We start from the raw sequence: 24,475 nt of genomic DNA, 5'->3' as shown, positions 1-24,475 counted from the left end.
GAGCCTGCCGATGCGCACAATCCGTGCAACTGGCTAGGTTGACGCGGCCGCGTCGCAACACGATATCTCCCCCGATGCAGACCGCCGCCGAAGGCCAGGATATGAACGTGCCAGCTAAGAATGCCCCCACACTGTCCGACGGCGTCGTCGACTGGCTGACCAACGCCACGCATAACGAGCGATTCATCGACAACATCTTTGCTGAGATGTGCATCCGCATCCAGCAAGCCGGCATTCCGCTGAAGCGGTCGACGCTTCACGTGCTGATCCAGCACCCGCAATGGCTGGGAGCCCGCTTCATGTGGGCCGACGGCATGCGCGAGGCGGAAATCGCGCGGGTCGACTTCGACGTCAGGGAGCGCTCCGAATTCATCGGCAGTCCCGCCAACGAAATGCAGAACGGCGTAACTGAAGTGCGCGAGAATCTCGAACGAGATCCCGCGCTCGGCCGCAAGCACGCGCTCTATGAAGAGATGCGCGCGAAGGGCCTGACCGACTATGTCGCCTGGCCGCTCTACCACACCCTCGGCAAGCGCCATCTCGTCACCTTTGCCACCGACCGCCCCGGCGGCTTCGAGGACTCGCATATCGCGGCGCTGAAGAAATTGCTGCCGGTTCTGGCGCTGGTCAGCGAGATCCGTATCAAGAACCGCCTCGCGCGCACGCTGCTGGAGACTTATGTCGGCTCCCACGCCAGCGAGCTGATCCTCGCCGGTGCCACACGTCGCGGCACCGGCACGACGGTGCGCGCCGCGATCATGATCTGCGACTTGCGCGATTTCACGAAGATTTCCGACAACTGGCCACGCGACGATGTCATTGATCTCCTCAACGATTATTTCGACGCGATGTCCGACCCGATCGCGCGCCACGGCGGCGAGATCCTGAAATTCATCGGCGACGGCCTGCTTGCGATCTTCCCGCTGAGCCAGCCCAACGCCTGCGCCAATCTCTTGCGCGCGGTCACCGAGGCCCGTCAGGCCATGGCTGCGCTGAACCAGCGCAACAACGGCACGGGCCGCGCGCCGCTGAATTACGGCATCGGCGTCCATGTCGGCGACGTCATGTACGGCAATATCGGATCATCAAGCCGGCTCGACTTCACCGTGATCGGCCCTGCCGTCAACATGGCCTCGCGCATGGAGGCGCTCACCAAGCAGATCGGCAAGCCGGTGCTGCTGTCGCGCGACTTTGCCGAGCTGGTCGACAAGGAGTTCGAGCTCGAGCGGGTCGGCAAGCATGCCGTGCGCGGCTTCAGCGAGCCGATCGAGCTGTTCGCGTTTGGCGGATGACGGTCAAGCCCGTTCCTTCCGCACGCCAGGCACAAGCTCCGGGAGCTCGACGACCGGGCGGGTCGCGACCAGATGTGACCAGAGTTCTTCTGCGCGCCGGCTGAGGCGCCGCTGCGGCCGATGGATCCGGATGTCGAGATCGACGTCGAGGTCCGGCGAGCCGGTGCGGACGAGACGGCCGCGGAGAATGTCCTGATGGGTCGTGGTCAGCGGCAGCCAGGCAACGCCGAGGCCGGACAAGGCCATCGATCGCAATCCGTCGGCCAGCGAGTTTTCATAGATGCGATTGAGCTGGGGCATGTCTGTCGCACCGGCCAGTTTCCGCTCGACGGCCCAGCCGAGTGAGCATTCATTGCTGTAGCCGAGATAGGAAATCGACCGACGCGGCTCCGGCGCCAGATCATGCAGAGGCCGCTTCTCGTCGTCGACGGCGGACAGCGGCACAAGCTTCTCCTGGCCAATGATCAGCGACTGGCAGGTCGAGATCGACAGCGTCTTTCCGCCGGGCGAATTCAGCCGGCCGGCCTGATCCAGGTAGCAGACGACGAAATCGACCGCGCCGTCGTCGAAGGCGTCACAGCAGCCCGGAAGGTTGTCGGACAGGATCGTCAGCCGCGTCGATCCGATCGTGGCCTGGATTTGCGGCAGCCACTTTGGGAAGAACGTCACGGACAGCAGGTGAGGGGCAGCGAAGCGCACGCTTCGCGTCGCCTGATCCCGGTCTTCCCTGAGGGCGCGCCTGGTGGCATTGAGCCGTCCAATGACATCGTTGGCGGTGGCCAGCAACTGTGTCCCGGCATCGGTCAGTTCGATCGGCGATTTTCGGCGGTCGAGCAAGGCCGCGCCGGCCCAGTTTTCGAGCGATTGCAACCGTCGGCTCAGCCCGGATTGACTGACATTCCGCAATTCGGCGGCACGCGTCAGGTTCCTGGTCTCCGCGACAGCGGCCAGATCCTCGAGCCAGCGGATATCGAGCATGGATGGTGCCTTCCTGCGATCTCTCGTGGCGAGTACGATAGCCTGATTTCTCCGATCAGCCGATGCCAATTCCGCATCAACTCCGCGCGCATTCGCATTGGAAATGTGCGGTATCGCCGCAGTAGCGTTGTCCTGCCGGACCGAAGGGCTGGAAGGGACATCCGATGAAACTGCGCAGATTGGGCATTGTGGCAATGGCATCCCTCGCGATCGGGGCAGGCCTGATCGCGGCGGCTTCGGCAGAACAGGGGCCCGGCAATAGCGCCATTCTCAAGCGCATCCTGGAGCGTGGCGCCATCGACATCGGCCATCGCGAGGCCTCGGCGCCATTCTCCTTCATCAACGATGATCAGAAGGTGGAAGGCTATTCCGTCGACCTCTGCATGAAGGTGGTCGATGCCGTGAGGCTGCGGCTGAACAAGCCGGATCTCAAGGTGACGTTCACGCCGATCAACGTCACCAACCGGATCCCGCTGGTCGCCAACGGAACGATCGACCTCGAATGCGGCACCACCTCGAATTTCCTGACACGTCAAGAACAGGTCGAGTTCTCGCCGATCGTCTACGTCACCGGCACGCAGCTGCTGGTGAAAGCGGCATCGGCGGTCAAGGAAATCGAGGACCTGAAGGGCCGGCGCGTTGCTGCGCTTCAGGGGTCGTCGAATGAAGCTGCAGTACGAAAACTCAACGACGAGAAGGCGCTCGGCGTCCAGCTCGTCTATGTGAAAGACCTCCCCGAGGGGGCGCTCCTGGTCGAGAACGACCGTGTGGACGCGTTCGTTGCGGACGGCGTGCAGATCAAGGTCTACGCGGCCACCAAAGCGAGACCGGCAGGCTCGCTTGCGGTTGTCGGCCGCCTGCTCACCTACGATCCCTACAGCGCGATGATGCAACGTGGCGACCAGGATTTCGCGTTGCTGGTGCGCTCGGCCTTTGCCGACGCATTTCGCTCGGGAGAGGCGGAGAAGATCTACGCCAAATGGTTCGACCCGCTCGGCCTGAAGATCGACGGTGAGTTGCTGGCCGCCTTCCGGGTTCAGGCGTTGCCGCGCTGAACATTTCGGGCACCATGCGATGCAATACCGCTGGAACTGGAGCATCCTGTTCGTCGAGCCGTATTTCGGTTGGCTCCTCACCGGCCTGACATGGACGCTGCTCGTTGCGGGCGCGGCATGGATCGTCGCACTCGTCATCGGCGGGACTATCGGCGTATTGAGCACGCTGCCGGGTCGAAGTGGCCGCATCATCGCGACGGCCTATGTGGATTTGTTCCGCAACGTCCCGCTGCTGCTCCAGCTGTTTCTCTGGTACTTCGTACTGCCTGAGCTGTTGCCGGCATGGTTCGGGCTTTGGATCAAACGCGACATGCCAATGCCCGAATACTGGTTCTCCGTGGCCGGTCTGGGATGCTTCACAGCGGCGCGCATCGCCGAGCAGGTCCGTGCCGGCATTGAGTCGATCGGCGCCGGGCAGCGGATGGCGGCTGCGGCGATGGGCTTCACTGTCGCGCAGGCCTATCGCTACATCCTTTTGCCCCTTGCCGCGCGCAACGTGCTGCCGCCTTTGACCTCGGAAGCCCTCAACATCATCAAGAATTCGTCGCTCGCCCTGACCATCGGTGTACTGGAGCTGACGGGCCAGAGCCGCCAGATCGAAGCCAGTACCTTCCAGGGGATCGAGTCGCTGACCGCCGCGACCGTTGTCTATGTCATGCTGACGCTCTGCGTGATCATCACAATGCGCGTCGTCGAAAGGCGGGTCGCACTTCCCGGGACACTGGGGCGAGGCTGACGATGTGGAACCTGGATTGGAGCGCCGTGGCTCACGCCTTGCCATTCCTGTGGCAAGGATTGCAGACCAGTTTCGTTCTCGTGGCGCTCGCGATGGCCGGCGGCATCCTGCTCGGGACGATGATCGCGGTTCTGCGACTGTCGGCGTCGCGGCCCGTCGCTGCGATGGCGGCCGGCTATGTCAATGGGCTGCGCTCTATTCCGCTGATCATGGTGATCTTCTGGTTCTACCTGCTGGTGCCGCTGTTCATCGGGCGGCCGGTTGGCGCGTTCGCGTCAGCGCTCATCGCGTTCACGCTGTTCGAAGCCGCTTACTATTCCGAGATCATGCGCGCCGGCATCAACGGCATCTCGCATGGGCAGATGGCGGCGGCGCTGGCGATCGGCATGACCCGGCCGCAGGCCTACCGCTACGTGGTCCTGCCGCAAGCCCTGCGTCGCATGATGCCGATCCTGCTCACGCAGAGCATCGCCCTGTTCCAGGATAGCTCGCTGGTCTACGTCATCGGGCTTCACGACTTCATGACGTCGATCGGCATCGTCGCCAATCGCGAGGCGCGTCTGGTCGAATTCTATCTGTTTGCGACCGTCGTCTATTTCGCGATCTGCTTCTCGGCGTCCCGCGTGGTGAAGCGGCTTCAGCGCCGGATCGCGGCCGTATGAATTGTGCCGAGGCCATCGGGGTTGTGACGCTCGCGCGGGCGAAGTAATCCTGCCTGGGTTCCACATCAATGAAGGAAGCAGTCATGAACGCAAATCTGCCGAAGACGAATGCCCCCGGTGGCGACTACGTATCGGTCATCGTCCATGGCGGCGTCGCCTATGTCAGCGGACAGTTGCCGCGCCGTGGCGATGAGCTTGTGTTCAAGGGCAAGGTTGGGAGCGAGGTCGATCTGGCATCGGCGCAGCGCGCAGCCGCGGTCTGCGCCGAGCTGTGCCTGGCCGCACTCGCCGAAGCCGTCGGCGGACTGGACAGGGTCGAGCAGATCTTGCGGATCACCGGCTATGTCGCCTCAGCGCCCGGGTTCGTACAACAGTCGCAGGTCATGAACGGCGCCTCGGAGGTCCTCGTCGCACATCTCGGCAGCAGAGGCCGGCATGCGCGGACCTCTGTCGGCGTCGCCGAGCTTCCGCGTGGCGCTCCTGTCGAGATCGACCTGATCGCGGCAGTCCGGGCCGGGGTATGATCTCGCGGGAGTCGTTGCGACAACCATCTGGGGCGGCGAGCTTCATGCATCTGAATGCCGCAGGCGCCGGTCTGATGCCTGCGTGCGTCGTCACGGCGATCAAGTCCCACCTCGATCTCGAGGCGCGGCGTGGCGCGCATTGGGCTGCGGCCGACGCAAGAGATGCCATCGAAGACACGCGTCGTCTGGCAGCCCGCCTGATGGGTGTCGCCGCGTCTCATCTTGCTTTCGGTGAGCAGGCGAGCCGGCTCTGGGCGCTTGCCTTTGCATCGATGCCGCTCAAGCGCGGCGATCGCATCCTGATCGCACGCAACGATTGGGGCGGCAACATTCTCAATGCCGTGCGACGCGCGACGGACGCCGGAGCGGAGCTGATCAGGCTGCCTACCACCGAAGCAGGGCTGACCGACATCGCGCAAGCCGCCGCTCTGGTCGACGAGCGGACGGTCGCGATCTGTGCATCGGCCGTCGCCAGCAGTTATGGACTGCGCCAGCCGGTCGAAGCGCTGGGTTCCATTCCGCGACCCGAGACCTGCCTTTATTTCGTCGACGGTGCGCAAGCCATTGGACAGTTCGAACTGACCCTGCCGGGCGCCTCTGCCGACATCATGATCGCGCCAGGCCGGAAGTGGCTCAGGGGCGGGCGTGGGCAGGCCATGATGGCACTGTCGGATCTGGCGTTGCGCCGCCTGGTCCAGCCGATCCTCATCGACCAGAGCGCCGGCACCTGGCGCCCGGATGACAGCTTTCTGCCGGGGGAGGATGCGCGACGTTTCGAGGCCTGGGAGTTTTCCGCATCCGGCCGTCTCGGCTTGCGGGCGGCATTTCAGGAGCTCGATCGTATCGGCCTTGCGAATGTCCGCGCCCACAATGCCGAAATGCTGCGCCGTCTGGGCGCGAATTTGTGCGGCGTTCCCGATCTCACCGTGTTCGAGGACGAGGAGGCCGCTGTGGCATTCCTGACCTTCCAACATGCCCATGTCAGCGCGGATGCCATTGTCGGAGAGATGGCAGCAAATGGCATCGCGATCGCCTCGGTGGGGCTCGACTATGCCCGATGGGAGCTCGAAGCGCGGGGTCTGACCAAGATCGTGCGCGTGGCGCCTCACATCTACACGACGGACCACGATATCGGGCGGTTCACTGAAGAGCTGATGCGCCTTGCGAAACGGGCCTGAGGTCCGGCTCGACAATCTTCGCGTGCTGTTGCCAAGGCGTGAACGTCCAACTACGCTCCGCGTCAGCTCCGCCTGTCCAATTCTGCCGCGTTGTCATGCCAAAATTCCTTCGCATCGGCCTGCACCAGTCGAACGTATCCGGATACACGTCGAAGGCGTGGTGCGTGCGGCGGGTCGGCTCGGCGGTTTTCCTGAAATGGGGCGCTGTGGAAGTGCAGGGCGCGGGCAAGGGCCGCAAGGTCTATTGGTCGCGTCTGCCGCAGGAAAAGACAATTCGTTGCCGCACGGCGGAACGCGCCCAGGACTATACGAAATCCGCGATCGCGAAGCGGCGCAGTCATGACTATGAACCGCTGCAAGGTGCGATCGCGACCCGGCGCAAGCCCGCGGGCCGAGGCGCTGACCTCAAGCAGGCGATCGCCACGATCCTGATCGTCGACATCGTCGGCTCCACGGCAAAAGCCGCCAGGCTCGGTGACGCACGCTGGTCCAAGGTCGTCAGCCTCTATTACGCCGCGGTCCGCAAGGAGTTGAAGGCCTCGCGCGGCAAGGAAGTCGTGACGACAGGCGATGGCGTGCTGGCGACTTTCAAGGCGCCTGCCGCCGGCATCAATTGCGCGACCGCGATCCGGAAGGCCGTGCGCACGCTCGGCCTCGACATCAGGGTCGGCCTGCACGCCGGTGAATACACGATGAGCGGCGGCGAGATGGTTGGTCTTGCCTTCCATATCGGCACGCGCGTTGCAGCCAAAGCGCGCGCGGGCGAAGTGCTGGTATCGAGCGCGGTGAAGGACCTGCTCGCGGTGCAGTCCCAGATCCGCCTCAGGGATCACGGCAGCCATCAGCTCAAGGGCGTGCCTGCGAGGTGGCGGTTATACCGGGTGGAAACCTAGCAGGGCGCTGCGAACCTGGTCCACGACGCTGGTCCAGTCGCCTCGCGCGGGTTGTCTGAACAAGCGCATCGACCGATACCACGGACTGTCGTCGCGATGGAGCAGCCAGCGCCAATCCGGGTTGAAGGGCAGCATCGTCCAGACGGGAGCGCCAAGCGCACCGGCGAGGTGAACGACGCTGGTGTCGACCGAGATCACCAGGTCGAGGCAGGACACCAGTGCAGCCGTGTCGCTGAAATCGGTGAGCTGTTCAGTGAGGTCGATGATGTCGGTGCGCTCGACGAGAAAGGCACGGTCTTCGTCGCGAATGCCTTTTTGCAATGAGACGAACTGGACCTCGCAATCCAGAAGCGGCGCCAGCGTGCGCAGTGCGATCGACCGGTTGTGATCGTTCTTGTGACCAGGATCTCCCGACCAGACGAGACCGACGCGGAGGCGCGTGCGGGGGTCAAGTCGGTCATCAAGCCGCTGCTCCCATGCTTTCACCTGCACTGCCGCCGGCGCGGGAAGGTACGATTGCGCGAGCGGAATCGTATCGAGCCGCGTGCCGAATGCCAGCGGCAGGCTGCCAAGCGGACAATGCAGGTCGAACGCCAGCGACGGCGTCGACGACCGGTCGACGCAATGCGCAACGCCGCTCACGCCGGCCAGCAACTGCCGGACCGCCGGCCTGATCTCCAGGATGACCCGGGCGCCGAGCGCGGCCACCATGGGGGCATAGCGCGCAAACTGGATTGAATCGCCCAATGCCTCGTCGGCATGGAGCAGGATGGTCTTGCCATCGATCGGCTGGTCACCAAGCCAGAGCGGTTGCGAGAAGCCACGCTGCGCGAGGCCGAGAGACGGCGCCCGCCAGCGGGCCTCGCGCCCCAGCCAGCCTCGCTCGAAATCCCCGGTCAGCATCTGCAGCAGCGCGAGATTCCAGATCGTGTCGGCATTGCCGGGGTCAACCGCCAGCGATCGGTGAAAGGTCGCGAACGCTTCATCCAGCAATTGCAGGCTCCACAGCGCCCGCGCCTTTTCGTTGAGCGCAGCGGAAAAATTCGGACGAAGCGCGAACGCGCGATCGAAGCTCGCAAAGGCCTGTTCCAAGCGGCCCAGTCGCGCGTGCAGTGTACCGAGATTTTTGTGCGTCTCGGCTTCGCCGGGGTTCAGCGCGATCGACCTCTCGAAGTCGGCCTGCGCGTCCGCGAACCGGCCAAGCCGCTGCAGGCAGAGGCCGCGCGTTTGATACAGCGGCGCGACATTGGGGTTGAGCCTCTCGAATGCGTCGAAGCAGTCAAGGGCTTCTGCATAGCGGCCGAGGCCGAACAACGCCTGGCCCTGTTTGGCAGCCTCCAGGCTTTGCTGCATGGCGGCCAAATTCTGCGGCGCGACCTCGCCGGCTTGCCTGGCCGCGGCCCGGCGCTGTTGGCGGTTCATGAGCTGACCAGAAATGGAGACGACGGCAATGTCTGGTGCGAAGCTGGTGTGAAGCTGGCGCTATTTCCGAGGGGCATCGACGCAAGCTATTTCAAGGACAGGACGACCGGACCCGCCACCGGATCGGTAACGCCAAGACCGTTGCCCAGATCTTCGAGCGTTTCACGAAATGAATTCAGGGTGGAAATCATGTCCGGCCGCGCTTTGACGCAGGCGTCGATGTCACGCCATTCGGCGATGATGCAATAGGCATGATCGCCGGTCTTGATGATGTTGGCATGCACCAGACCCGGCCAGGTTGTTCCAATATTCTTGTGGGCATCCAGAAAGTCCTGATCGCGCCCGGGCTTCACGCGAAAGCGCACGGTATTGAAAGCGGTCACGCTCGTCTCCCATGGTTCTGTATGATTTTTTGAATAAGAATTGCGCCGAGGCGGTCGTGCCCCTGAAGGCGCACGCATTTCACGGCTCATTTGCGGGATCGCAATCCGATCCCTGCCGGAGCCTAGCACGGCGGTTCCGCGCCGAACATGGGCCGCTGAGCCTGGATCTCGCCGGGCGGATATTTGTGTCTGCCTGAAGGCGCCGGGCTCGCGTTTGACAAAGCCGACATAGCCGCTACCTTCGCCTCGCTTGCAAAAAGAAGCACGTTGCTCAACTCGTGCAATGGCAGGCGGTTAACTTGTGTCATCGGCCGGTCACTCGCGCCCTGATCGACACGAGGTCAGGGAGGGAAAGTCATGAGCGGCTTTGCGCTGTCGCGTCGTTCAGTGATCGGAGCCGCTATCGGCGGTGCAACGTTGGTGAGCCTCGGCGCCTTGCCTGCTGCGGCGCGGGATGTGCGGCTGCGCATGTTCTGGTGGGGTGCCAAGGAACGGGCGGAGCGCACCGACAAGGTCAATCAGCTCTACCAAAGTAGCCATCCTGACATGACCATCGCCGGCGAGTCGCTGGGCTGGACCGACTATTGGGCGCGGCTTGCGACGCAAACCGCCGGTCGCAACGCAGCCGACGTGCTGCAGATGGACTACCGCTATATCTTCGAATACGCCCGCCGCGGTGCCTTGCTGCCGCTCGACACCTACGTGCCGAAAGCCCTTAACCTCTCGGATTTCAGTCCGGCCGCGGTCGACAGCGGCAAGGTCGACGGCAAGATCTACGGCGTCAGCCTCGGCCTCAATTCGACGGCGATGGTCTATGACAAGGGGCTGATCCAGAGTCTCGGCCTGAAAGAGCCGGTCTGGAACATGACCTGGAGCGACATCGGCGACCTCGCCGCCGAGGTCACCAAGGCCGCCAAGCGCGACGGCTTCACCGGCATGGAGGACGGCGGCGGCAACGAGCCGCTGCTCGAGGTCTGGCTCGCCCAGCGCGGCAAGTCGCTGTACACGGGCGAGGGCAAGGTCGGCTACGACGACAAGGACATGACCGAGTGGCTCGCCTTCTGGAGCGACATGCGCAAGCGCGGCGCCAGCGCCGCACCTGACGTCCAGGCGCTCGACCGCGGCGAGATCGACTCGAACCTGTTGTCGCTCGGCAAGGTCGCGATGACCTTCGCCCACTCCAACCAGCTGGTCGGCTTCCAGGCCATCAACAAGAGCAAGCTCGGCCTCTCCACGTTCCCGGATGGCGGCCAAGGCGCCAAACCCGGCCAGTATCTGAAGCCGGCGATGATGTGGAGCGTCTCGGCGCAGTCGAAACAGGCCGAGGCGGCGGTTCAGCTGGTCAGTTACTTCGTCGCCGACGTCGAAGCCGGCAAGCTGCTCGGTGTCGAGCGCGGCGTGCCGGCCTCGTCAGCGATACGCAGCGTCGTGACGCCGACGCTCGACGACCTCGGCCGCGCTATGGTCGACTACATCAGCCTGATCAGCGACAAGGTCGGGCCGCTGCCGCCTCCGCCACCGCGCGGCGCCGGCGAGATCCAGAGCGTGCTGCGGCGCGTCAACGAGCAGGTCGGTTTCGGCCGTCTCACCCCCGCAGACGGCGCCAAGCAGTTTGTTGCCGAAGCGTCCGCCGTACTGGCGCGCGGTTAGACGCGGTGGCGGATACGCTGATCGACGCTGCGACCACGAGGCAGGCCTTGCCAGCCGCGCCGGTGGCTGAATCGTCCTGGCGCGAGAGCGCGACGGGTTATCTGTTTCTTGCGCCCTGGCTGATCGGCTTTTTCGGGCTCACGCTGGGGCCCGCGCTGATCTCGTTGTATCTGTCGTTCACGGATTACGACCTGCTCAGCAATCCGCGCTGGGTCGGCGCCGCCAACTATGTCCGCATCGCAACCAGCGATCCCAAGTTCAGCGCGGCGATGCACGTCACCTTTCTCTATGTGGCGCTATCGGTGCCGCTCAAGCTCGCCTTCGCGCTGCTGGTCGCCATGATGCTGAACCGGGGCCTGCGCGGTCTGCCGCTGTACCGGGCGATCTTCTATCTGCCGTCGCTGATCGGCGCCAGCGTTGCTGTCGCCGTGCTGTGGCGCCAGTTGTTTGCCAGCGACGGCCTGCTCAACCAGGCCCTGAAGATTTTCGGCATCCATGGACCGAGCTGGATCTCCAATCCCGACACCGCGATCTACACGCTGGTGGCGCTGAGCGTGTGGCAATTCGGCTCGCCGATGATCATCTTTCTCGCCGGCCTCCGCCAGATCTCGAAGGACGTCTATGAGGCCGCGGAGATCGACGGCGCCAGCCGCAACCAGCAGTTCTGGCGGATCACGCTGCCGCTGCTGACGCCGGTGCTGTTCTTCAACGTCGTGGTGCAGACCATCGACGCCTTCAAGGCGTTTACGCCGGCCTTCATCATCAGCGGCGGCACCGGCGGGCCGATCGACGCAACCCTGTTCTACACGCTCTATCTCTACCAGGAGGCCTTTGCCTATTTCCGCATGGGCTATGCCTCCGCGCTGGCCTGGGTGCTGGTGGTGATCATCGCGGCCTTCACCGCGTTGTCCTTCCTGTCATCGCGCTACTGGGTGCATTACGATGGCTGATCTCGCGACACCGGATGACGTTTCGCCCCCGCGCAATCCACGCCGACGCGCGCTCATCTATCACGTCGTGCTGTGCCTCGCCTCGATCGCCATGCTGTATCCGCTGCTGTGGATGCTGGCGAGCTCGTTCAAGCCGGACAGCGACATCTTCGGCACCACCTCGCTATGGCCGCGCAATTTCAGCCTCGCCGCCTATTGGCGCGGCTGGTCAGGCTTGCAGGTCACCTTCGGCAAATTCTTCCTGAACTCGCTCGTGGTGTCGCTGTGCAGCGTGGTCGGCAACGTGATGTCGTGCTCGCTAGCGGCCTATGCGTTCGCCCGGCTCAAGTTCCGCGGCCAGAAATTCTGGTTCGCGCTGATGCTCGGCACCTTGATGCTGCCGTATCACGTCACGCTGATCCCGCAATACATCCTGTTCCTCAATCTCGACTGGGTCGACACCTTCCTGCCGTTGATCGTGCCGAAATTCCTCGCGGTGGACGCTTTCTTCATTTTCCTGCTGGTGCAGTTCTTCCGCGCGATCCCGCGCGAGCTCGACGAGGCCGCGATGATCGACGGCTGCGGACCCTGGCGCATCTACTGGATCGTGATCCTGCCGCTGTCGGTACCGGCGCTGGCCACGGCCGCCGTGTTCACCTTCATCTGGACCTGGGACGACTTCTTCGGGCCGCTGATCTATCTCAATGACATGAACTCCTACACGGTGCAGCTCGGCTTGCGCAGCTTCGTCGATTCCACCGGCAAGTCCGACTGGGGCGCGCTGTTCGCGATGTCGACGCTGACGCTGCTGCCGCTGTTCGCCCTCTTCCTGTTCTTCCAGCGCCTGTTGATCGACGGCATCGCGACCACCGGGTTGAAGGGTTGACGTTACAGGACGCATCCCTGCATGAACCACCAATGAGAGAAGAAAAATCATGAGCAAATTGCGTTTCGCCGCGATTGGCATCAATCACGCTCACATCTATGGTCAGGTCCAGTGCCTGCTGAACGCCGGCGCGGAGCTGGTCGGCTTTCACGCCCCCGAGGATGATCTCGCCAACGCGTTCGCGGCTAAATATCCGCAGGCGCCGCGCGTGGCCGAGCGCGCGAGACTGCTCGAGGACAAGAGCATCGCGCTGATCCTCTCGTCCGGCATCCCCGCCGACCGCGCGCCGCTCGGCATCGAGGTGATGCGCCACGGCAAGGACTATATGAGCGACAAGCCGGGCATGACCTCGCTGGAGCAACTGGCCGAGGTGCGCCGGGTCCAGGCCGAGACCAGGCGGATCTATTCGATCTGCTATTCCGAGCATTTCGAGACCCGCTGCACCGTGAAGGCCGGCGAGCTGATCGCATCAGGCGCCATCGGCAAGGTCATCAACACCGTCGGGCTCGGCCCGCACAAGCTGAAGAATCTGCCGCGGCCCGACTGGTTCTATTCGCGCGAGCGCACCGGCGGCGTCCTCACCGACATCGCCTCGCATCAATGCGAGCAGTTCCTGTTCTTCGCCGACGCGCTCGATGCCAAAGTCGTGAGCGCCACGGTCGCCAACCGCGCCAATCCTGACAAACCGGAATTCCAGGATTTCGGCGAGATGATGCTGCAGACCGGTGACGTCACCGGCTACATCCGCGTCGACTGGTTCACTCCCGACGGCCTGCCCAATTGGGGCGACGGCCGCATCACCATCTTGGGCACCGAGGGCTACATGGAGCTGCGCAAATATATCGATGTCGCAGGGCAAGAGGGCATAGACCATCTCATCATGGTCGATCGCAAGGGTGTCCACCGGATCGACTGTTCCAATATCGAATTGCCCTATGGCCGTCAGCTCATTTTCGACGTGCTCAACCGCACCGAGACCGCGATCCCGCAGGCGCGCTGCTTCAAGGCCATGGAGCTGGCGCTCACCGCGCAGGCGATGGCGGAAGGAAGAGCGTAACAGATGTCGAAGCGTAGGACAGTTGCCGTTATCGGCCTTGGCATCGGCCGCAGCCACATCGCCGAGGGTTATGCCCGCTTGCGCGATCAGTTCGATCTGCAGGTGCTCTGCGACCTGAGCCACGAGCGCCTCGCCACCGTCGGCGATGAGTTCGAGGTCGCCCGCCGGACCACCTCGTTCGACGAGGTGCTGGCGATGGACGATATCGACATCGTCGATATCTGCACGCCGCCGACGCTGCACTTTCCGCAAATCATGGCGGCGCTTGCGGCGGGCAAGCACGTCGTCTGCGAAAAGCCGCTGGTCGGCTCGCTGCACGAGATCGACCAGATCACCGCCACTGAGGCGGGAGCGCGCGGGCGCATCATGCCGGTGTTCCAGTATCGCTTCGGCAACGGCCTGCAGAAGGCGCGGCGCATCATCGAGCTCGGTCTCGCCGGCAAGCCTTATCTTGCGACCATCGAGACCGCCTGGCTGCGCGGCGCCGCCTACTATTCGGTGCCGTGGCGCGGCCGCTTCGAGACCGAGCTGGGCGGGGCGCTGCTCACCCACGCCATCCATTCCCACGACATCCTGACCTGGCTGATGGGCGACATTGCCGAGGTGTATGCGCGTACCGCAACGCGCGTGAACGCGATCGAGGTTGAGGACTGCGCAGTGGCGAGCCTTGTGATGGAAAGCGGCGCGCTGGCTTCGCTGGCCGCGACGCTGGGATCGGCGAAGGAGATCAGCCGTCTCAGGTTCTGCTTCGAGCACGTCACCTTCGAGAGCTCGCTTTCGCCTTATGCACCGGGCGACGATCCCTGGCAGATCATCGCGACCTCGCCGGAGTCCGAGGCGCGTATCGCCAAGGCGCTGGATGGCTTTGCGTTCGTGCCATCGCGGTTCGAGGGCTTGATGGCGGCCTATCATCAGGCGCTGGAATCAGGCGGCCCGTTGCCGGTGACGCTTCCGGACGCGCGGCGTTCGCTGGAGCTGATCACCGCGCTCTATCATGCTGCGGAGTCAGGCGCGCCGGTGGCGCTGCCGATCGGCAAGGACCATCCGAAATATCGCGGCTGGCGGCCGGGAGGGGCAAGCGCAACGAGGCGATGACGCGCGGACGAGCTGCTTTTTGCCTTACCTTCGCCACGCTTGAGCGCTGCCATGCGGGCTGCCTGCCTGCGGAGGGGTCTGCGATGGGTAAGACAATTGCGATCGGCTTTCTTGCTGCAACACTTTACGCCGCTCCGCTGCGAGCCGAGCCGGCCGATCCGGCGTCGCCTGCGATCACCAAGCCCAACAACGACGCGACCTTGCGTCCGCCGCACGCACGACCACAGGCGCCGCGCCGCATCGCTCCGGCATCCGAGTCCGCTCCAACGGAGCAGCCGAGCCGGTGAGGTGATCGGGTGAGGCGCCCTTGCCGGGTCCGCTGGTTTCGGTTCATGAGCGTCAAGCATCCTGTGGCGCAGCCGCGACGGCGGTCCGTTGCCGCGTTGGCAGGAACAACCCGGCAATCGCGCCGGCCAGCGACAGCATTGCGGCGAGGCCCATGGCTGCCGCAAATCCGCTCTCGAAATGCGCGGCCGAATCGACGCCGCCATGGGCCGCGAAGTTCGCCACCATCGCAGCGATGCCGAACATGCCGCCGAGGAAGCGGCCCATGTTGAAGATGCCGGACGCCTTGCCCATTTCGGCGACCGCAACCGAGCTGAGAATGGCGTTCTGCGCGGCCGGCATCGCCATCGAGACGCCGACACCCGCCAGCACCAGCGGCGTGACGAGGGCGGAGTAGGGAACCGTAGGGCTCACGATCCCCGCGATCCAGCCAAGGCCGATCGCCTGCATCAGCAATCCCGTCACCACCAGCGGACGCTCGCCAAGTCTGTTGACGACCGCGCCGGCGATCGGGGCGGTGACGAACAGCGTTGCCGTCCAGGGCAGCACGCGCACACCGGCGCCGAAGGCATCGAAGCCCAGCGTGGCCTGCAGAAACTGCGGCAGCAGGAACAGGACGCCATACATCGCAGCATAGAACAGGACGCTTGCGGACATGCCGGAGGCGAGCGCGCGCGATGCAAACAGCCGCATCGGCACCATCGGCGAGGCTGTACGCAATTCCCAAAGCACGAACCCTGCCGCCAAGACCAGGCCCGACAGCAGCGTACCCATCACCTCGGCGCTCGCCCATCCCACGGCATTGCCGCGCAACAGGCTCCAGACCAGCGCCAGCGCGGCGAGGGCGACCAGCAATAGTCCGGGAATGTCCAGGGCGGCGGCGGGTCCGAAGCTCTCGCGCAAGCGCGCCAGGATCAGGGCGATCACGACCAGGCCGATCGGCAGGTTGATCCAGAACACCCATCGCCAGCCAAAATGCTCGGTGATGAAGCCACCGATGGCGGGGCCGATGATCAGCGCGCAGCCGGTGATGCTGCTGAAGATGCCGAGGGCACGGGCGCGCTCCTCGCGGCCGAACGTGCCGCTCAGGATCGCCATCGCCAGCGGCATCACCAGCGCGGCGCCGGCGCCCTGCAGCGCGCGGGCGGCGATCAGTGCGGTGGCATTGCTTGCGAGCGCACAGGCGGCCGATGCCACGACGAACAGGCCGATCCCGGCCGCGAACATGCGGCGGCGGCCGAAGCGGTCGCCGAGCGCGGCGCCGGTCAGCAGCAGCACGGCAAAGGTCAGGTTGAAGGCGTTGACGGTCCATTGCAGCGTCTCGACCGGGCTGCCGAACTCGGTGCGGATGGACGCGAATGCCGTCGTGATGATCATGGCGTCCAGCGCCATCATGAAGGATGCCAGCGCGGTGACGCCAAGCACCCAGTTCTTCTCGGCGCGATTGGTCGGGGTCTGCATTGCCCTCTCTCCGTATGTCGCGCCGCCCGGTCGCGGCGCGTTCTGCGGCTGAGACGAGGCCGGCGGGGCAAAGGATGCGTCCGGGAATATTCTTTTCGGGACCGAATCCTTTGCCGTCCCGGAATCGTCTTGGGGGTGACGCGGCCAATGGGACGCGATGGACGAGCCGGAAACATGAGCGAGGAGCTGATGATGCGAAGGACGTTGATCAGGTACAAGGCCAAGCCGGAGCTGGCCGACAAGAACGCCGAGCTGGTTTCGGCCGTGTTTGCCGAGTTGAAGGCGGCGAGCCCCGCGGGCGTGCGCTATCTGACGCTGCGGCTGGAGGACGACACCTTCATCCACCTCGTCGAGGCCGCGGCCGAGGACGGCGCGAGCCCGATCCCGAAACTGAAGGCATTTCAGGTGTTCCAGGACGGCATTCGCGATCGCTGCATCGAGCCGCCGCTGGTTCGCAGCGTGAGAATCGTCGGCAACTACCATATGCTGGACGAGTCCTGACCCGACGAAACGGAGACGCAATGGCGCCAGACCCGCCGGCCACCGTCGATATCGAGGCCCTGCTGGCGGCGATGCGGCCGAAGCTGCATCGCTATTGCGCGCGCATGGTCGGTTCGGTCATCGACGGTGAGGATGTGTTGCAGGATGCGCTGATCAAGGCGATGGAAGCGCAGCGATCGGCCGCGCCCATCGTCAATCCGCAAGGCTGGCTGTTCCGCATCGCGCACAACACCGCGCTGGATTTCCTGCGTCGTCGCACCCGGCAGGAAGCGCTGCATTCAGCTGAGGAGGTGGACATGCTCGCCGACCGGCTCGATGAGGTCGAAAGCCGTCAGATCGCAGCGACCAGCCTGCGCACCTTCATGCGGCTGCCGACGGCGCAGAGATCCAGCGTGATCCTGATGGACGTGCTCGGTTGCTCGCTGGCCGAGGTCTGCGACATCATGGATTTCAGCCTGCCGGCGGTGAAGGCCGCGCTGCATCGTGGACGCGCGCAGCTGCGTGAGCTTGCCGAGGAGCCCGACGACGGGCCGCAGCCCGGCCTGTCGGACGCCGATCGCACGCGGCTCAACGCCTATGTCAGCCATTTCAACGCCCGCGACTTCGACGCGATCCGCGCCATGATCGCCGATGACGTCAGGCTCGAACTCGTCAACCGCACCAGGCTGAACGGCAAGGCCGAGGTGTCGAACTATTTCGGCAATTACTCGAAGATCAGCGACTGGCATCTGGTGGCGGGGCAGGTCGATGGCCGTCCCGCGATCCTGGTGCTCGATCCGAACCAGCCGAACGGGCCGCCGAAATATTTCGTGCTGCTGAACTGGTCCGCCGACAAGGTCGCCACCATCAGGGATTTTCGGCACGCCGCTTATGTCATCGATGGTGCGGAGTGCGTGGTGGATCAAGGCTGAATCTCGAGATCCAGCAATCGCGCGAATTGCTGCCCGGCATGCATGTCGCGTTCCTGCATCCAGCCTTGCGGGTGCGGGCGCGGATAGGAAATCTTGACCACGTGCAGATTGTCGACCGGGATACGTCTGACCAGGTCGGGATTGGTGCCGAACAGGCGCGCAAAGACCTGCGGTGAAAGCGCCGGCGTATCGTGATAGCGCCTGAAATTCTCCTCGCCGTCGAAGAAGAGATCGACCGTCACCCAGAACGGCCCGGCATTCTTGGAGCGGACGTGACGGCAGACGTCGCTGAGCTTAGGCATGGAGAGCCCCCTTGTTGGCATGGGCCGGCTCGATGCTCACGCTGCGCACGAGCTCGAAGGCGTCGCGTGTCTGCACGACGTGGTTGAGCACGAATTCGTAGACCTGTCCGCGCGGAATTTCGGCCGGCGTGAACGGGAATGCATAGCTCGGCATCTCGATGCCCGGGCGCAGCGGTGTGTGGAAGAAATAGGGGTTGCACGCCTTCGCCATCCGGTTCGCAAGGTCCTGCGTCGGCGCGGTGACCACGAACATCACGCCGACATCGCGCGGCGGCACCGTGCCTGATGGCACCTTCCGGCCGGACGTGCCGTTCCACCCATAGATGCGCAGCGACACATCGAATCGCGCGGCTTCCTCGCCGAACGTTTTCCTGATCCGTTCCGTCAGCGTTTTCAACATGAGGTCATGGAATTCGTCGAGGTTGGCAAGCACCTGCGGGTCCTCGATGCCGATGAGCATGATGGTCTGAAAATCACCGCCGCGGGCCCCTTCGAGCTTCATGGTGTAGGGCTTCGGCGTCCAGCGCGAGCCGGTGACGCGGGTGATGCGGTTGTCGACCCAGCGATAGTCCGCGTCCCTGGCATCGAGCACGCCGCCGGGCTCTGTCAGCGTGAACGGGTCGCTGTTCTCGTACAACAGGTGCGCGGAGACGGTTTCCGGCGAACACTGGTTGTCGCTATCGAGCGGCTCGATCTCGAACGCGTCGCGGCCGACATGCATCAGCACGCCGCCGAGCCTGGGATTGACCGTGCATTGACCGCCGCATTCGGCGATCTTGGCGGCGTGCCAGGCTTGCGCGACGCCGGCGCCGCGCATCAGGGGAACCGCCGCGAGCACGGCCGTATCGGTCGTGCGTCCGCCGAGCACGATGTCCGCGCCGGCTTGCAGCGCCGCGATGTAGGGCTCAGGTCCCATCAAGGCGACGATATGCTCGCAGGATTTCAGATCGGCGTCGCTGACAGGACCGAGCGGCGGCAACGGCGTGATCTGTCCTTTGCCGTTCCTCCGGATCAGATCGTCGGCCTTTTGCTCGCTGTAGAGGCAAGCGATCTTCGGGGTTATGCCGATCTCGGCGGCCACTTCGAGCGCGATGTCGCGGGTCCAGTCGACTCCGGAATCGGTGCCGCTTGTGCCGCAGCTCCCCACCAGCAACGGAATTTTCGCCGCATGCGCTTCCGCCATCAGGATCTGCAGGTCACGCCTGATCGATTCGCGGTTCATCTTCGACACGCCGCGCGCCAGATAAGACGGCCCGCTATCGGTCGATCCGGAATCCACCGCGATAGCGCTGGCGCCGCGGCGGAGGCCATACTGGATCTGCGCGCGGCTGACGCCTCCGCCCAGCATGCCCGTCGGGACGATGATGCTAACCGTGTCGGAGATCTCTGCACTCTCGGTCATGAACCTTGTCCCCTCTTGCAACCAACGATGGCGCGCTAGCGCGCGATGTCTTCAAGCGAACGTCCGCGTGTGAGCGGACCGTAGAAGCCGATCGAGGCCATCACCACGAACATGCTGAACGAGATGAACACGAACACCCCGGAGGCGCCGAACTCCTTCAGCAGGAACGCGATGATGAAGCTCGTGAACACCGTCGACAGGCGGCCGAACGAGTAGACGAAGCCGACCGCGCGGGCGCGCACCTCGGTTGGATAGAGCTCGGCCTGGTAGGGATGGTAGGCATACGACATCAGCGTGTTGGCGCCGACGATCAGCGCGCCGCACACCATCAGCAGCGAGGGAACCGTCAGCATGGCGAAGATCAGGCCGAGCACGGCGGTGGCGCCCGAGGCGACGACGATCTGCCACTTGCGTTCGTAGCGTTCGGCGACGGTGAAGCCCCACAGCAATGGCCAGAGCGGATAGGCCACCGCAATCACGGCCGAGTAGAGCAGGCTCTTGGTGATGGAGTGCCCTTGCGCCGCGAGCAGGGTCGGAAGCCAGTTGGTGAAGCCGAAGAAGCCGATGGTCTGGAAGAAATTGAACGCCATCAGCATGATTGTGCGTCGCCGATAGGGCGGCTGCCAGATGTCCGCAAAACTTGCGCGACGGGAGACCTCGACGATCTCGGGCGCAGGCGCCGGCACGGGCGCCGGCAGCTTGTGGCCCAGATCCTGCTCGAGGCGCTGCTCCATCTCGCGGATGATCTGCTCGGCGGCATCGATGTTGCCATGCTGCGCAAGCCACCGCGGCGACTCTGGCAGGCTGACGCGGAGCCACCACACCACGAGCGCTCCGCCTGCGCCGATCAGCACGACCCAGCGCCAGCCCGCAACGCCAAGGGGATCGATCGGGATCAGCAGATACGACACGAACGCCACCAGCGGAATCGCGAGATAGGCGATCGCGTGCATGATCGCCGCCGCCTTGCCGCGCATGTGTTTCGGCACGATCTCGACGAGGTAGGCGTCGATGGTGACCAACTCCACGCCCAGCCCGATTCCGGCGAGCAGTCGGCAGGCGAGGATGCCGTTCACGGTCGATTGCAGCGCCATCGCGAGCGTTGCGAGGCTGTAGCCGACCAGCGCCCACAGGAAGATTGTCTTGCGGCCGAAGCGATCGGCGACCGAGGCAAAGGCGATCGCGCCGATGAACAGTCCAAGGAAGGTGGCGGACGCAAACGCCGCCTGGTCCGGCAGGCCGAACAGTCCGTTCGCCCCTTGCGCGAAGATGCCGGATCGCACGAGGCCGGTAGGGACATAGGCGGTCTGATAGAGGTCGTACACTTCGAACATCCCCGCCAGCGAGATCAGGGCCGCCAGCCGCCATGTGTGCCTGTTCTCGGGCAGCCGATCGATGCGCGCGGTGATCGCAGCGGCCTGCGCCTGCGGCAACGGATCGACTGGCCGAGCGGCGAGAGCCGTGATGCTCACCTTGGACCTCCCCTGGAGAACGACTTTTGTGGTCGAGAAATTGACTACAATTCCAAAAATTGTCAACAATAACTGAAATTGACAACAATTTCTTGCCCGGGAACGCCATTCTGCTAGTCTTCGCGGAAGACAATTCCGGATCAGAATCATGACGTTACCGGCAGCCAGCGGCCCCCTCGTGGACCAGATCGTCACGCAGCTTGAACAGGCGATCCTGACCGGCGAGCTGGCGCAGGGGCAGAAGCTTTCGGAGCAGGCGCTGTCCGACCGGTTCGGCGTCAGCCGGGGTCCGCTCAGAGAGGCGATCCGCACGCTCGAGGGGCGCCATCTGGTCGAGCGCACGCCGTTCTCCGGCGTTCGCGTCGTGCAGCTGTCGCTCGACGACATGGAGCAATTGTTAACGACGCGCGAAGCGCTCGAGGGCATGGCGAGCCGGCAGTCCGCCGAGAACATGACGCTGCATGAGACGCGGCAGCTTCGCGCCGGTCTCGTCGCGTTCGAGGACAGCTTTCGCCGGGAAGGCATAGACGGCGTGCTCCGGGCCCGCAGCGCCGACAACGATTTGCACATGCTGATCGTGCGCGGCAGTCGCAACCGCTGGCTCACCGACATCATCTGCAACGAGCTCTATCCGTTGCTGCAGATCTGCAGGTTTCAGAGCACGGTGGCGGCCGTGCGAACCCGGCAGCGGATCGAGGCCGTGCATCGCGAACACGAAGCGATCATCGTCGCGATCGAACGCCGCGATGCCGACGCCGCGGAAGCTGCAATGCGGGCGCACCTCTTGGCGTCACGGAACAACCTGATGGCGCAGTTGCGGGGGGAGGCAGGCGCGAGCGGTGTGGCGGGAGGTTGACGTGGCCGGCTCTAACCATTGAGCTACGGCGACGGGCTCGCGCCAATCGCGATCATGCGTTGCGCAATGACGCCGTAGACCTTGCGCCAGGCGTGCTCCACCTCATCGGTCCAATGCGGCCCAAGACCACGCGCAAGACTCCAGAGCAGGGCCTCGCCGACCACCGGATAGTGCTCCGGCTTCACGCCATAGCGCTGGTGATTGCGGCCAAGGATCTCGGCGCCCGACAACAATCCGGTCGTCTGATCGAGGCTGCCAACCAGCACCGCCAGCTTCGAAATGAACTCATGCTTTTGAACGCTCATGTCGGTTGGAAACATGGGCCGGAATTCGGGCGCAAGCTCAAACATGCGATCGTAGAACGCAGTCGTCATGTCGGTGGCGTTCGCGAATACCATGTCGAACGAGGACCTGACGCGGACGATCTCTTCTGCGGTCAACATTCTCGATTCCGACTTTGCAAGATCCAATCGACGGGTAACGCATATGGTAGCTCGTCAATGGAAGGCAGCAAGCCTTAACAAGGCGAGCTTAGCGCTGTTCGGGCGACAACTCCACGGTCGGGGATCACTGCCCCGTCAATTCATACTTGACCTCGCGGCGAAAGCGCTCGAGCGAGCCGTCCGTCTTCATCTGCTTTAGAACGGCGGCCAGGCGGGCCACCAGCTCCGCATGTTTCTTGTGCAGATACGGGTGAAGCGCGATCGTATCACCGTACATCAGCAGCGGACGAACCGAGGTGACGTTCTTGAACTCAGGCAAATACAGCGCGTTCAGGATGGCGCCGTCCAGCTCGCAATAGAAGTCGACCCGACCGGCCAACAGCATTTGCAGCCCGAGCTCCGTCGTCGCCACGCTGGACAGCCGGTCGCTCGGCAACACCTCGGACAAGTCGTTCTGGCATTGCTCGACGCCACGCCGGTAGATCCCGGTCCAGTCTGTCGCGGCCAGATCTCCCAGGCGCGCCAGCTTGAGCGCCGGATTGCTCACCCATAGCCCGAACGCCACCTGATAGAGCGGCTCCTCCACCCGCACCTGCTCGGGGTGCGCCTCTGCGTAGGCAAAAACGCGCACGAACTGGCCATCGATGGCACCGGAATCCGCCATCGCTGTCATGCGCGGCGTCGGCAGCAGCGTCACCTCGAAGGGAACGCCGAGGCGCCTGAACGCCTCCTCATAGACCCGCCGCTGCCATTTGCCTTCGTAAGTGGTGTCCGGCTGGTTCGTGGCCATGACCAGGGGCTTTAGCGGCTCCGACTGCAGGCGACCCGGCACCATGGCAAAGCATGCGAGCAGAGCCGCGATCAGGAGGTGCTGCAAATATTTGCGCGGACCGCTGCCGGAAGCCTGGGACATCTGGAATGACCGAAGTGCCTGTTGGTGGGCAGGGCTCAATGCGCGCTGCTCGAGGCGGCATCGCGACGCCACTCCAGCGATCCGATCAGGCTGTTCAGCAATTCGTCGCTCATGGCTACCCCACGTTGCAAGTGTCTCTGCCGCACTGACTGTACCAAATGAGAGCGAGCATGTCGCTTTCTGGCTCATTTCGGAGCCGTGGAAGTCGTCAGCCGGTTTTTCGAACTCCCTGATTCAGTGCAATCCAGCGCTGTCGCCGTAACTCTGAACGCAGCGGTTACGATCTCGTAGCCCCTTCTCCTCGCCGGCAGAATGCCTTAGGACGTGACGAAGACGAGGGGTGATATGGCAAAGCAGACCGTGAAGAAGCCGCCCGCGCTCAAGGGCGTATCGGCAGCCGAACGGGCACTCGCGGTCCTGACCGCGTTCCGCCGCGGAGATGGCGCCTTGAGCCTGGCTGAGCTCGCGGAGCGGACCGGCCTCGTCAAGAGCACGATCCTGCGGCTTGCCTTGTCGCTGCAGCAATACCGGTTGCTCGCGCGCCTGCCGGATGGATCCTACCGGCTCGATGCGGAGACATTGCGCCTCGGCACCGCCTATCAGCAGGCGTTTCGTCTGGCCGATCATGTCATGCCCGTGCTCGAGCAACTCGCGGCAAAAACCGGCGAGACAACGTCCTTCTATGTGCGCAATGGCGAGGAGCGACTCTGTCTTTTCCGGGTGGAGAGCAGCAATCGCATCCGGATGACCGTGCAGCCGGGCGATACCCGTCCCATGGACAAGTCCGCCATCGCGCAAACGTTGCGGCGGTTTGAGTCCGGGCCGTCCGGGCCTGACGACGAGCTGCCGCTGTTCACCTCCGGCGTGACGGATCCCCATGCGGCCGCGCTCGCCATGCCCGTGTTCGGTATCGGCGATTCCCTGGTCGGGGCGCTGGCGGTCTCGGGACCGGTCAGCCGGCTCACGACCGCACGGGCGGAGCAGATCAAGGCGCCATTGGTCGAGGCTGCGAGCAAGCTGACCCTGGCATGCGGAGGAACTCCGACCTCGGGCACGGTGAAAAGCGGCCGCCGGCGCGCCGGTTTGGCCTAAACGAAACGTCGTTTCGTTTTACCTTGCGACCTCGGCCTCGGCGGGCGACAATCCTGTCAAACTCTACGGTTCTACCAGGCTCGTCCCAAAGGTCGCC

General features: G+C 64.1%; 26 protein-coding genes. 17 read left to right on the top strand and 9 right to left on the bottom strand.

What is annotated here, in order from left to right:
• The first annotated feature begins 101 nt into the window (after positions 1-101).
• Positions 102-1,292: an adenylate/guanylate cyclase domain-containing protein gene (locus M2427_RS29820; protein ID WP_280710453.1), complete on the top strand. Its 1,191-nt coding sequence runs from the start codon at positions 102-104 to the stop codon at positions 1,290-1,292.
• A gap of 3 nt (positions 1,293-1,295) precedes the next feature.
• Here the strand turns inward: M2427_RS29820 and M2427_RS29815 are convergent, their stop codons facing one another.
• A complete protein-coding gene (locus M2427_RS29815) occupies positions 1,296-2,270 on the bottom strand; it encodes a LysR substrate-binding domain-containing protein (protein ID WP_280710452.1) in 975 nt (324 codons plus the stop codon).
• A gap of 164 nt (positions 2,271-2,434) precedes the next feature.
• On the opposite strand from M2427_RS29815, the gene M2427_RS29810 reads away from it, so the two are divergent.
• The 6 genes from M2427_RS29810 to M2427_RS29785 all read left to right on the top strand — a co-directional run bounded on the left by M2427_RS29810 (position 2,435) and on the right by M2427_RS29785 (position 7,318).
• Positions 2,435-3,325, top strand: coding sequence for an amino acid ABC transporter substrate-binding protein (locus tag M2427_RS29810; RefSeq protein ID WP_280710451.1), 891 nt, complete (start codon positions 2,435-2,437; stop codon positions 3,323-3,325).
• A gap of 19 nt (positions 3,326-3,344) precedes the next feature.
• Positions 3,345-4,061 (top strand): amino acid ABC transporter permease, encoded by a 717-nt coding sequence (locus M2427_RS29805; protein ID WP_280710450.1) that lies wholly within the window; start codon positions 3,345-3,347, stop codon positions 4,059-4,061.
• A 2-nt stretch (positions 4,062-4,063) separates the two neighbouring features.
• Positions 4,064-4,723: an amino acid ABC transporter permease gene (locus M2427_RS29800; RefSeq protein WP_280710449.1), complete on the top strand. Its 660-nt coding sequence runs from the start codon at positions 4,064-4,066 to the stop codon at positions 4,721-4,723.
• An 83-nt stretch (positions 4,724-4,806) separates the two neighbouring features.
• On the top strand, positions 4,807-5,247 hold the full coding sequence (locus M2427_RS29795; RefSeq protein ID WP_280710448.1) for a RidA family protein: 441 nt from the start codon (positions 4,807-4,809) through the stop codon (positions 5,245-5,247).
• 44 nt (positions 5,248-5,291) lie between these two features.
• Complete coding sequence (locus tag M2427_RS29790) at positions 5,292-6,425, top strand: aminotransferase class V-fold PLP-dependent enzyme (RefSeq protein ID WP_280710447.1); 1,134 nt, start codon at positions 5,292-5,294, stop codon at positions 6,423-6,425.
• 95 nt (positions 6,426-6,520) lie between these two features.
• On the top strand, positions 6,521-7,318 hold the full coding sequence (locus M2427_RS29785) for an adenylate/guanylate cyclase domain-containing protein (RefSeq protein ID WP_280710446.1): 798 nt from the start codon (positions 6,521-6,523) through the stop codon (positions 7,316-7,318).
• On the opposite strand, the gene M2427_RS29780 is transcribed toward M2427_RS29785, so the two are convergent.
• On the bottom strand, positions 7,298-8,671 hold the full coding sequence (locus M2427_RS29780; protein ID WP_280710524.1) for a tetratricopeptide repeat-containing glycosyltransferase family protein: 1,374 nt from the start codon (positions 8,669-8,671) through the stop codon (positions 7,298-7,300). The two genes, M2427_RS29785 and M2427_RS29780, sit on opposite strands and share 21 nt — an antisense overlap.
• A 155-nt stretch (positions 8,672-8,826) precedes the next feature.
• Entirely contained in the window at positions 8,827-9,123 is a 297-nt protein-coding gene (locus M2427_RS29775) for an antibiotic biosynthesis monooxygenase (protein WP_280710445.1), read from the bottom strand.
• 357 nt (positions 9,124-9,480) lie between these two features.
• On the opposite strand from M2427_RS29775, the gene M2427_RS29770 reads away from it, so the two are divergent.
• The 6 genes from M2427_RS29770 (at position 9,481) to M2427_RS29745 (ending at position 15,027) form a co-directional block, all read left to right on the top strand.
• Positions 9,481-10,773: an ABC transporter substrate-binding protein gene (locus M2427_RS29770; protein WP_280710444.1), complete on the top strand. Its 1,293-nt coding sequence runs from the start codon at positions 9,481-9,483 to the stop codon at positions 10,771-10,773.
• A 47-nt stretch (positions 10,774-10,820) separates the two neighbouring features.
• The gene (locus M2427_RS29765; protein WP_280710523.1) at positions 10,821-11,723 is read left to right on the top strand and encodes a sugar ABC transporter permease; all 903 of its coding nucleotides are present in this window, start codon (positions 10,821-10,823) and stop codon (positions 11,721-11,723) included.
• 91 nt (positions 11,724-11,814) lie between these two features.
• Positions 11,815-12,588, top strand: a complete 774-nt coding sequence (locus tag M2427_RS29760; protein ID WP_280710522.1) for a carbohydrate ABC transporter permease — start codon at positions 11,815-11,817, stop codon at positions 12,586-12,588.
• 49 nt (positions 12,589-12,637) lie between these two features.
• Positions 12,638-13,645, top strand: a complete 1,008-nt coding sequence (locus M2427_RS29755; protein ID WP_280710443.1) for a Gfo/Idh/MocA family oxidoreductase — start codon at positions 12,638-12,640, stop codon at positions 13,643-13,645.
• A 3-nt stretch (positions 13,646-13,648) separates the two neighbouring features.
• Positions 13,649-14,740 (top strand): Gfo/Idh/MocA family oxidoreductase, encoded by a 1,092-nt coding sequence (locus tag M2427_RS29750; RefSeq protein WP_280710442.1) that lies wholly within the window; start codon positions 13,649-13,651, stop codon positions 14,738-14,740.
• A gap of 83 nt (positions 14,741-14,823) precedes the next feature.
• Complete coding sequence (locus tag M2427_RS29745) at positions 14,824-15,027, top strand: hypothetical protein (RefSeq protein WP_280710441.1); 204 nt, start codon at positions 14,824-14,826, stop codon at positions 15,025-15,027.
• Between the two features lie 52 nt (positions 15,028-15,079).
• On the opposite strand, the gene M2427_RS29740 is transcribed toward M2427_RS29745, so the two are convergent.
• Positions 15,080-16,486, bottom strand: coding sequence for a DHA2 family efflux MFS transporter permease subunit (locus M2427_RS29740; RefSeq protein ID WP_280710440.1), 1,407 nt, complete (start codon positions 16,484-16,486; stop codon positions 15,080-15,082).
• Between the two features lie 192 nt (positions 16,487-16,678).
• On the opposite strand from M2427_RS29740, the gene M2427_RS29735 reads away from it, so the two are divergent.
• Both M2427_RS29735 and M2427_RS29730 read left to right on the top strand, forming a co-directional pair.
• On the top strand, positions 16,679-16,987 hold the full coding sequence (locus M2427_RS29735; protein ID WP_280710521.1) for a hypothetical protein: 309 nt from the start codon (positions 16,679-16,681) through the stop codon (positions 16,985-16,987).
• A 20-nt stretch (positions 16,988-17,007) separates the two neighbouring features.
• Positions 17,008-17,898: an RNA polymerase sigma factor gene (locus tag M2427_RS29730; RefSeq protein WP_280710439.1), complete on the top strand. Its 891-nt coding sequence runs from the start codon at positions 17,008-17,010 to the stop codon at positions 17,896-17,898.
• On the opposite strand, the gene M2427_RS29725 is transcribed toward M2427_RS29730, so the two are convergent.
• From M2427_RS29725 to M2427_RS29715, 3 genes are read right to left on the bottom strand one after another with little or no spacing between them, the layout of a single operon-like run.
• Positions 17,889-18,200: a DUF4387 domain-containing protein gene (locus M2427_RS29725; protein WP_280710438.1), complete on the bottom strand. Its 312-nt coding sequence runs from the start codon at positions 18,198-18,200 to the stop codon at positions 17,889-17,891. The two genes, M2427_RS29730 and M2427_RS29725, sit on opposite strands and share 10 nt — an antisense overlap.
• Positions 18,193-19,602, bottom strand: coding sequence for an acyclic terpene utilization AtuA family protein (locus tag M2427_RS29720; protein ID WP_280710437.1), 1,410 nt, complete (start codon positions 19,600-19,602; stop codon positions 18,193-18,195). The genes M2427_RS29725 and M2427_RS29720 overlap by 8 nt, the downstream gene beginning before the upstream one ends.
• Before the next feature lie 35 nt (positions 19,603-19,637).
• Positions 19,638-21,074: an MFS transporter gene (locus M2427_RS29715; protein WP_280710436.1), complete on the bottom strand. Its 1,437-nt coding sequence runs from the start codon at positions 21,072-21,074 to the stop codon at positions 19,638-19,640.
• 178 nt (positions 21,075-21,252) lie between these two features.
• Here M2427_RS29715 and M2427_RS29710 point away from each other — a divergent pair, with 178 nt between their 5' ends.
• Positions 21,253-21,930, top strand: coding sequence for a GntR family transcriptional regulator (locus tag M2427_RS29710; RefSeq protein WP_280710435.1), 678 nt, complete (start codon positions 21,253-21,255; stop codon positions 21,928-21,930).
• A gap of 23 nt (positions 21,931-21,953) precedes the next feature.
• Here M2427_RS29710 and M2427_RS29705 read toward each other — a convergent pair whose 3' ends face one another.
• Both M2427_RS29705 and M2427_RS29700 read right to left on the bottom strand, forming a co-directional pair.
• A complete protein-coding gene (locus tag M2427_RS29705; RefSeq protein ID WP_280710434.1) occupies positions 21,954-22,373 on the bottom strand; it encodes a globin family protein in 420 nt (139 codons plus the stop codon).
• A 124-nt stretch (positions 22,374-22,497) separates the two neighbouring features.
• A complete protein-coding gene (locus M2427_RS29700) occupies positions 22,498-23,286 on the bottom strand; it encodes a hypothetical protein (RefSeq protein ID WP_280710433.1) in 789 nt (262 codons plus the stop codon).
• A gap of 345 nt (positions 23,287-23,631) precedes the next feature.
• Here M2427_RS29700 and M2427_RS29695 point away from each other — a divergent pair, with 345 nt between their 5' ends.
• Positions 23,632-24,378, top strand: a complete 747-nt coding sequence (locus tag M2427_RS29695) for an IclR family transcriptional regulator (RefSeq protein ID WP_280710432.1) — start codon at positions 23,632-23,634, stop codon at positions 24,376-24,378.
• Positions 24,379-24,475: the final 97 nt, after the last annotated feature.

Origin of the sequence: Bradyrhizobium sp. BR13661 (assembly GCF_029892425.1) — a bacterium.
GTDB lineage: Bacteria > Pseudomonadota > Alphaproteobacteria > Rhizobiales > Xanthobacteraceae > Bradyrhizobium.
This window is presented reverse-complemented; position numbering and strand designations above follow the sequence as displayed.

Excerpts from the sequence above, each read along its gene's own strand:
- M2427_RS29810 (WP_280710451.1), top strand. The coding sequence starts at position 2,435 with ATGAAACTGCGCAGATTGGGCATTGTGGCAATGGCATCCCTCGCGATC.
- M2427_RS29780 (WP_280710524.1), bottom strand. The coding sequence starts at position 8,671 with ATGCAGCAAAGCCTGGAGGCTGCCAAACAGGGCCAGGCGTTGTTCGGC.
- M2427_RS29815 (WP_280710452.1), bottom strand. The coding sequence starts at position 2,270 with ATGCTCGATATCCGCTGGCTCGAGGATCTGGCCGCTGTCGCGGAGACC.
- M2427_RS29750 (WP_280710442.1), top strand. The coding sequence starts at position 13,649 with ATGTCGAAGCGTAGGACAGTTGCCGTTATCGGCCTTGGCATCGGCCGC.
- M2427_RS29760 (WP_280710522.1), top strand. The coding sequence starts at position 11,815 with ATGCTGTATCCGCTGCTGTGGATGCTGGCGAGCTCGTTCAAGCCGGAC.
- M2427_RS29770 (WP_280710444.1), top strand. The coding sequence starts at position 9,481 with ATGAGCGGCTTTGCGCTGTCGCGTCGTTCAGTGATCGGAGCCGCTATC.
- M2427_RS29800 (WP_280710449.1), top strand. The coding sequence starts at position 4,064 with ATGTGGAACCTGGATTGGAGCGCCGTGGCTCACGCCTTGCCATTCCTG.
- M2427_RS29725 (WP_280710438.1), bottom strand. The coding sequence starts at position 18,200 with ATGCCTAAGCTCAGCGACGTCTGCCGTCACGTCCGCTCCAAGAATGCC.
- M2427_RS29805 (WP_280710450.1), top strand. The coding sequence starts at position 3,345 with ATGCAATACCGCTGGAACTGGAGCATCCTGTTCGTCGAGCCGTATTTC.
- M2427_RS29755 (WP_280710443.1), top strand. The coding sequence starts at position 12,638 with ATGAGCAAATTGCGTTTCGCCGCGATTGGCATCAATCACGCTCACATC.
- M2427_RS29785 (WP_280710446.1), top strand. The coding sequence starts at position 6,521 with ATGCCAAAATTCCTTCGCATCGGCCTGCACCAGTCGAACGTATCCGGA.
- M2427_RS29730 (WP_280710439.1), top strand. The coding sequence starts at position 17,008 with ATGGCGCCAGACCCGCCGGCCACCGTCGATATCGAGGCCCTGCTGGCG.
- M2427_RS29790 (WP_280710447.1), top strand. The coding sequence starts at position 5,292 with ATGCATCTGAATGCCGCAGGCGCCGGTCTGATGCCTGCGTGCGTCGTC.
- M2427_RS29740 (WP_280710440.1), bottom strand. The coding sequence starts at position 16,486 with ATGCAGACCCCGACCAATCGCGCCGAGAAGAACTGGGTGCTTGGCGTC.
- M2427_RS29705 (WP_280710434.1), bottom strand. The coding sequence starts at position 22,373 with ATGTTGACCGCAGAAGAGATCGTCCGCGTCAGGTCCTCGTTCGACATG.
- M2427_RS29745 (WP_280710441.1), top strand. The coding sequence starts at position 14,824 with ATGGGTAAGACAATTGCGATCGGCTTTCTTGCTGCAACACTTTACGCC.
- M2427_RS29695 (WP_280710432.1), top strand. The coding sequence starts at position 23,632 with ATGGCAAAGCAGACCGTGAAGAAGCCGCCCGCGCTCAAGGGCGTATCG.
- M2427_RS29720 (WP_280710437.1), bottom strand. The coding sequence starts at position 19,602 with ATGACCGAGAGTGCAGAGATCTCCGACACGGTTAGCATCATCGTCCCG.
- M2427_RS29795 (WP_280710448.1), top strand. The coding sequence starts at position 4,807 with ATGAACGCAAATCTGCCGAAGACGAATGCCCCCGGTGGCGACTACGTA.
- M2427_RS29735 (WP_280710521.1), top strand. The coding sequence starts at position 16,679 with ATGCGAAGGACGTTGATCAGGTACAAGGCCAAGCCGGAGCTGGCCGAC.
- M2427_RS29820 (WP_280710453.1), top strand. The coding sequence starts at position 102 with ATGAACGTGCCAGCTAAGAATGCCCCCACACTGTCCGACGGCGTCGTC.
- M2427_RS29700 (WP_280710433.1), bottom strand. The coding sequence starts at position 23,286 with ATGTCCCAGGCTTCCGGCAGCGGTCCGCGCAAATATTTGCAGCACCTC.